At 40.0% G+C, this 8,359-nt stretch carries 4 protein-coding genes; all 4 read right to left on the bottom strand.

All coding sequences use genetic code 11. From position 1 onward, the window contains the following. Positions 1–1,049: SBBP repeat-containing protein (locus HYU69_01305; protein MBI2268973.1), on the bottom strand; the 1,049-nt coding region annotated here is incomplete at its 3' end. Positions 1,050–1,088: 39 nt separating this feature from the next. After that, on the bottom strand, positions 1,089–2,912 hold the full coding sequence (locus tag HYU69_01310; protein ID MBI2268974.1) for a SprB repeat-containing protein: 1,824 nt from the start codon (positions 2,910–2,912) through the stop codon (positions 1,089–1,091). Between the two features lie 43 nt (positions 2,913–2,955). Then, entirely contained in the window at positions 2,956–5,802 is a 2,847-nt protein-coding gene (locus HYU69_01315) for an SBBP repeat-containing protein (GenBank protein ID MBI2268975.1), read from the bottom strand. Between the two features lie 37 nt (positions 5,803–5,839). After that, positions 5,840–8,359, bottom strand: a 2,520-nt coding sequence (locus HYU69_01320; protein MBI2268976.1) for an SBBP repeat-containing protein, incomplete at its 5' end; no start/stop codon positions are given.

Genomic DNA, 8,359 nt, shown 5'->3' on the forward strand with positions numbered 1-8,359 from the left:
CCTCCACCTAAAACAGTTTGAAAACCGCCGGCAGTAGCGATTACATTGCCCGCATTGGGGCTGGAGGTCCATCCTGCCAGGTACACATTCCCTGTGTTATCGCAGGCTACGCTGGAACCAGAATCATCAAATGCACCTCCGTAATAGGTTGCCCAGGGATCAACCACTAAAGGGTATGAAGAATTAAAAATTGAAAATGAAAAATTAATTATGGCTTCCCCTGCGGATAGTCGGGTCAAAATATATTTTGTAGGCACATCTATTACTTTTCCGTTTATTACCTGGTAAACTTTCGGGATGGATTCGTAAAATTCATTAATACTGGTTTTAATTACCAAGTGACCTTCGCTATTAATGCGTATACTTTCGGCTCCTTTCCATTGGAGTTTTATTTGAGCGGGGTTGGCGCGGGGTTGTACGATGAGGTCATATTTTATTCCATGTTCTTTGTCTCCGTAATATTTTACATCAATACCGTTGTAAATATCTTTGTATGTTACTTTGTTATATTGTTTTACATTTGTAATTCCATTGGGGCAATGAGCATAATAGTAATTGTTGTAGCCATCCAATTCATTTTCATTAACAAGCCTGCAGTTAGTATTGGCTCCGGCAAAATCCATATCAACCCTGTGTGTTTTAATTTTTTCATCGCGCATTAATTCATCTTGTTTTGTATGTTCATCGGCTTCGGTTAATGTTCCGGCATTAATTAATGCTTCCACTTTTTCATGTACTTCGTGCATCACTTCAGCCATATTGCTGAATACATAGCTGATGCCTGTTTTGCGTAAATAAATATCGGCAGCGCCGCTTTCGCTTTTGTATAATACATCGGGGCAAAGCTTTCCATTCATATCGGCTATTTGTCCTTTGTTGGGGGTAAAGCACATACCATTGCCGTTTAAAAGGTTACGGGCTTCAGGCGTGCTGGCTGATCCATGAGCCTGAGGCTTTGTTATAATCTGGGTTCTGCCATAGATACAAGCAAGAATACAAAAAGCGGAGAGTGCTATCTGTAAACCGGTAGTTTTATTTTTTGTGAACATTACCTGTTATTTTTACCTGAAGTTTAAACATTTATTTTTTTATGGGGCACTCAGATTTACATTTACACTACACCCATTTTTATCTTTAATTTTTATAGTGTATGTACCCGGGCAAAGTTGGTTCTTATACCTGTTAACATACCCGTCCAGCCAGGTATAACTATATGGACCTGTACTGCCGGTAGCGGTTACCAATATCCATTCTTTACAGCCGCAGTTTGTGCAGTTGGCGGTACCTTTGGTAAATTGGCCAACTAAGGGTGGGGGTGAAGAAATTGTGGCCGAAGAAGTAGCGGTACAGCCATTTGTATCGGTAACAGTTACCGTATAATTCCCTTGTGACAGGCTTGTCGCCAATTGGGTTGTCTGACCATTGCTCCAGGAGTACATATAGTTTGGTGTTCCGCCTGCCATCGATACTGTTACGATTGCATTATTATCCGTACTGCAATTTAAACCGGAAGTAACAGTAATGGCAGCGGATCCGCTTTTTGCAATGTTAACTGTTATGCTTGCAGTATCAAATGCACATCCACTTGATACGATAATGCGATAAGTTGTTGTAGTCTTGGGATTAGCAACCGGATTATTGATTGTGTCGTTACTTAACCCGAGTGCCGGACTCCAATAATACCTTGTTCCGCCATTTATATGTAACTGCACTTGCTGGCCCTTACATATAGAGGTGTCATTACTCATTGTAATATTAAGCGGAGTAATAGTATAGAATGCACGAAATATATTTGGCATTCCTTCCCAGCACTTCTTTCCATTGAGATATAGCCCCATATCTGTTGCATTTGAAGCTAATCCTAAATTATTGGGGTTCTTGATAACTGCAATATCATCTGTTAGAGGACCGGTATTTGATATTACTCTGGCAATATATATTTTATTGTCAGGGCCTAATTGGATTCCAAAATAATAATTAATAGGTGGAGTTGCAGCGAGAACTACAATGGCAGCAGTAAAAATGCCTGCGCCGGCCAATACATTATATTGTACTACATTACCCATTTCTGTTACATAAATTCTGGAATTATCAGGAGAAAACTCAATACCACCTTTAAGGCTGCCGCCGGATTTTGTAAGGGGATTCGAAACAATACCGGTGCAATTATTGAAGTCGCATACTTCTATTACTTTCGAAACAAAAACGGTAGAAGCTATTTTTTTTCCATTTGGCGATATTTTCATACCTCCGATTTTAGAATTATCATTAGTCCCAAATGATGGAACAATTACATACCCGACATTCGAATATACTGTGTTAATAATGCCATTGGCAGTGAGAAGGTGAGCAATATATCTGTTTGAATTCCATTCGTGTGTAACGATCCAAATGTCAATTCCATTGGCATGATACGTTGCTGTAATTTTCTCGGTAACTTCAACCAAAGGAAGTAATGGAATGTTTTTATTAATTACATCGCCTAATCCAAGATTGGCCTTAATATTTACTATTGAGTAGGTAAGACATATGTCAGCGGATTCATAATCGGGAGCGGTAAAAATATAATATAAAGAATCATTTTGTGGAAGTGGAACGATAAGGACGCCTTGAAAGCAGGAATTTCCGCCCTTTAATCCCATACCATTGGCCATGGGCAAGTGATTTTTATTCCATACAGTATCTCCGTCCGTATACATTAATAAATCCCCTGTTGATTTATCGCAAATGGAGGACGAGTTTTCTGTTACTGATTGTGCTCCATTCGTAACAGGAACTGCTATACCGCTGCTGAAATCTATTCCTGCCCCATGTCCAAAATACCATCTATTGGCTTCTTTTTGAGCGTAAAGAGAAGATGTGCTAATAATTAGTAATGATACAAATGCTGTAAATGATAATGTTGTTTTCACCTGAAAATGTTTTTACGTTTTAATGCCATACGATTTGTTGATATTAAGGCGCTGAGATATTAACATTTATACTGCACCCATTTTTGTCTTTAATATTTATAATGTATGTACCCGGGCAAAGCTGATTTTTGTACCTGTTGGTATATCCATCCGGCCATAGGTAAGTGTATGGGCTTGTGCCGCTTGTGGCATTTACCAGTATCCATTCCTTGCATCCGCAGCCTGTGCAACTGGCGGTGCCTTTTGTAAATTGTCCTGTTAAATTACATGCGGTACATTGAGTAGTAGTAATATAATTGTTTATTGTAATACTATCTTTTTTGCAAATTGTTGTTACAACTAATTTAACATCGTGAGTGCCGGCACCGGAAAAAGTAACAGTAGGCTTTACCGAATCTGAACTTGCAGGGCTGCCTCCGGTAAATGTCCAGTGAAATTTATAACCTGTGGTATCGCATGAGTGTGCTATGGAAGGGGTAAAAGTAATGGGAGCATTGGCGCATACGCTGGTACTACTGGCAGTATAGTTTATGTCAAGTACCTTGCCCTCGCAAATATTTGTACACAATGAGACTACGAAGGCATCACCACCACCACTATTGCCAACAAGATTACTAATAAGAGGTCCGGAATAACCTGTTTGAAAAGCGCCTGTTGTTGCAGGATATCCACCATCTGTACTACCAGTTATAAATAATGAATTATCATAAATGGCAATTCCTCCTCCATAATCTATATCATCTTCCCCGGCACCGCCCACATATGTTGCACATAGCTTTTTCCCTACGGAGTTAAATTTTACAATTATTTGATCTTCTACCCAATTTGAGCCATTAGGGTTTGTTTTTAATCCTTCATTAAATACAGGATTGTAAGAACAGCCATCAACAAGAGAAAGAGAATTTTCATCTTCTACTTCAAAATATAGGTAAACATTATTGTTTAGATCAGTAACAATGCACCCGGGCATTACTATTTCAGAAAAAACATCCCCGTAATAAGTTGACCAAAGTAGGGCTCCCGTAAATCCTTGGATTTTCACAATAAAGGCATCAACCATGCCACCTAGGACAGCCTGAAATCCAGTAACTGAGGCAATACCTACTGGGCTGCGGGTACTTCCAGCTAAATACACATTTCCTATGTTATCGCAGGTTACACTGAAACCAAAATCCCTAGCGGTTCCACCATAGTATGTTGCCCAGATGCGGACTCCAGTATTTTCGTTAAATTTCACAAGAAATGCATCATCACCACCACCTTTAATTATTTGAATACATGGAGGGGAAGATATGCCGGTAAGGCTTCGGGTAACTCCTACCATATACACATTTCCAATGTTATCGCAGGCTACCCCATAACCATAATCAAAATCCGTTCCACCATAATAGGTCGCCCAAATACACGTTCCGGTGATGCAGTTAAATTTTACAAGAAAAGCATCACAAAAACCGCCACCATTGACAATTTGAAAGCCTGGAGCAAAGGCGATACTCGCAAGGCTGCTGGAAGTTCCTGCTAAATATACATTTCCTGTGTTATCGCAGGCTATGCTTCTGCTATCATCCCAAGCTGTTCCTCCGTAATACGTTGCCCAAATACGAACCCCGTTAATTCCGTTGAATTTTACAAGAAAGGCATCTATTCCACCACTGTAAATATTCTGGTGGCCAAGCCAAGATATTCCCACATTGCTTTGAGTTTCTCCTGCCATATACACATTTCCCAATATATCAGTGGCTATGCTTTTACCTGAATCACCACCTGCTCCTCCGTAATATGTTGCCCAAAGGCGTACTCCGGTCATGCCGTTAAATTTCACAAGGAAGGCATCAATAGCACCGCCAAAAACAGTTTGAAACCCAAGTGAAGCAATGCCAACAAAATTCCAGGTTTCTCCGGTCATATATGCATTGCCCAATGGATCGGTGGCTATGCCAATTCCATGATCATAATCTGTTCCCCCGTAATAAGTAGCCCAAGGGTCAATGATCAAAGGGTAATCAGTTTGATAGTTGGAAAGTATAAAAGTAACAATGCCTTCTCCCCTTTCTCCATTTGAGGCAGAAAGAAAGGCTAATTTATAGCCCGCTTTTACATCAACAATTCCTCCATTTATATTTTGATAAACTTTTGGAATTGATTCAGTAAACTCATTCACGCTGGTTTTGACCACTAAGTTGCCTTCGCGGTTAATGCGTATGCTTTCTGCTCCTTTCCAGTGCAGTTTAATTTGATTTGGGTCTGCGTGAGGCTTTACAATTAAATCGTACTTAATACCGTTCTCTTTATCTCCGTAATAGGTAATATCAATGTTATTGTAAATATTTTTGTACGTTACTTTGTTATACTGGTGTACATTGGCTATGCCCTGCGGGCAGTGGGCATAATAGTAATTGTTATACCCCTCAAGTTCACTTTCATTAATTAGCCGGCTGTTGGTATTTGCTCCTTCAAAATCCATATCAACCCTGTGCACTTTAACTTTTCTGTCCCGTAAAAGCTCATCTCTCTTTTGTTGTTCATCGGTTTCGGTAATGGTTCCTGCTGTAATTAACTCTTCTACCTGTTCGCCTACCATGTGCATTACCTCGCCCATATTGCTGTATACATAACTAATTCCTGTTTTACGAAGGTATATGTCGGCTCCGCCGCCTTCGCCTTTATATAATATATCGGGGCAAAGCTTCCCTTCTGTATCTGCTATTTGTCCTTTGTTAGGGGTAAAGCACATACCATTGCCGTTTAAAAGATTACGGGCTTCAGGTGTGCTGGCTGATCCATGAGCCTGAGGCTTTGTTATAATCTGGGCTCTGCCATAGATACAAGCAAGAATATAAAAAACAGAGAGTGCTCTCTGTAAACCGGTAGTTTTATTTTTTGTGAACATTACCTGTTATTTTTACCTGAAGTTTAAACATTTATTTTTATGGGGCACTCAGATTTACATTCACACTACACCCGTTTTGATCTTTAATTTTTATAGTGTAATTGCCCGCACAAAGTTTATTTTTATACCTGCCCGTATATCCATCCGGCCAAAGGTAGTTGTAAGGATTTGTGCCCCCTGTGGCGTTTACCATTATCCATTCTTTACAGCCGCAGTTTGTGCAGTTGGCGGTGCCCTTGGTGAATTGGCCGGCTAAAGTGCAGGTACTACACGGTGTCCCCGTAATAACAAATGTTGCCGTTTGTGTTTGATTGCAATTACTTGTTGCGGTTACTGTGTAGGTACCCGGGCATAAACCGGTAACGGTATTGGTGGTACTGGTAACGTTCATTGTGCTGCTGCCATTGCTCCATATATAGCTGTAATTTGGTTCACTACATGTTAAATTAATAGTTGCGCTGCCGTTGCAGGGGGTGCATGTAGTATTATTAGTCTGTGATTTGGTAACAGTTGGAATAACCGGGATGAATTTTGCTATAAAAGCATCATCTGTTGCATGAAAAGTATTATCAAAATAAGCTCCACCGCCGGGATTCACCAGGGGGAGGCCGGCCGTACCGGCGGTATATGATGGAAATTCACCGCCTATAAACAAATTATTATTATTGTCAACTGTTAATGCTCCACGAAAATCCTGTGTGCTCACATCTCCGAAAAATGTTGACCACAATAATGATGTTACAGGCGAAAATTTTGTTATGACAATGTCTCCATATATTATACCTGCCCCACATCCTCCGCATGAATTATCTTTATAATCGCATGAATTTGAAAGTGTAGGAGTATTCATGGATCCGGAATTGAAAGTTGCATATAAGTTTCCACAGTTATCTGTTGCTAAACGGTCATAATCATTTGTTTGATATTCTAAATCACTTCCTCCAAAGAATGTTGCCCACGTACGTGCGCAAGTGGCGCCGTTAAATTTCAGGATAAATCCATCTATACACCCTCCTAAAGTATTATCAAAGTACCCTCCCGCATTAAGTAGAGGAAAATTTGCAGAGTAGGTGATACCGGAAACATATATGTTTCCCAGCTGATCGTAGGTAATATTCAACGCTCTTTCCTGTGAATTCCCTCCGTAGTATGTTGACCAAATCTGGGTGCCGGAGTTATCGAATTTTGCTATTACTCCATCTCCCCACCAGGTGGTGCCGAAAAGAGAGCAGGCCGCGCCCGGGTTACTCCAGCCTCCATATATACTCTGAACATAAGCTCCTCCTCCGGGATTAAGAACCGGATAATTTGTAGAATTTGTTTCACCGGCAATAAATAAGTTATTATTGACATCTACGGTTATTGCATTTACAAAATCATCTAAAGATCCGCCGTAATAGGTTGACCATAACAGGGTGCCGGTATTAGAAAATTTGGAGATGAAGCCATCCGTTGCTCCATTAAGTGTATTGTCGAAATAAGTTCCTGCATTTATACTGGGGAAGTTAACGGATGACCAGGTAGTGCCGCCCAGAAACAGGTTACCTGAAGCATCCAGCCCGATGGATCTTCCGTCATCTGCACCATTGTCTCCGCCAAAGTAGGTTGCCCACTGAAGAATAAATGCAGCATTAAATTTTAATATAAAGCAATCACTTGTGCTGCCTAAGGTATTATCAAAGTATGTTCCTGCATTAAGAATTGGCAAGTTTGTTGAATAGGTATATCCGGTGAGAAATATATTTCCGCTAATATCAACAGCAATGCTTTCACAAACATCATGATCCGTCCCTCCGAAGTAAGTCGATTGAAGGAGAACCCCTGTGTTAGAGAACTTGAGGATACTTGCATCATATTTACCGTTATTAACCCCCTGGTACGCACCTAGCATTGGTATATCTGTTGAGTGAACATAGCAGGAGGCGTATACATTACCGGCGGCATCTACAACAAGGGAATTAATTCCTTCCCAATTATTTCCACCTATCATTGTACACCATGTCAATTGTGGGTCAACGACAAGCGTTTCACCCTTATCGTAGGAGCTTAATTTTATACCTGCTTCATAAGAAAAGCCATTTTCTATCCGCTTTCCGGTTTGTTTGATGGTATATGAGGATTCAACTTTATTGCATTCATTATTTTGATAACAGACAAGCTTTCCTTCACTGACATCACCGATCTTTGTTGAAATTTTTATCTGATCTTCTTTGATGCTAAGTTTGCCGCTGCCCTCATAAATAAGTTTTATAAGTTCAGTATTAGCGCCCGGATGAACTATAAAGTCGTGTTTTAGTCCGCCATCTTTAGATGTATATAAGGTCCAGTCAATGCTAGGATAAACCTGTTTTATAGTAATTTTTGTAAATGTTTTTATATCAAAAATTCCACCCGGACAATGTGCTTTATAATGATCAGTTTTTCCTGATGTGATATTCCCATCAGCAATTACATTTTCTTTTATTATCGATGCATTTTTCAGGGACATATCTACACGATGCCACTCGGTTCTTAAGCCTTCTTTATGTATGTCAGTATTATCAAATTTATCCTCTTC

Source organism: Bacteroidota bacterium, from assembly GCA_016183775.1.
Classification (GTDB): Bacteria; Bacteroidota; Bacteroidia; order JABDFU01; family JABDFU01; genus JABDFU01.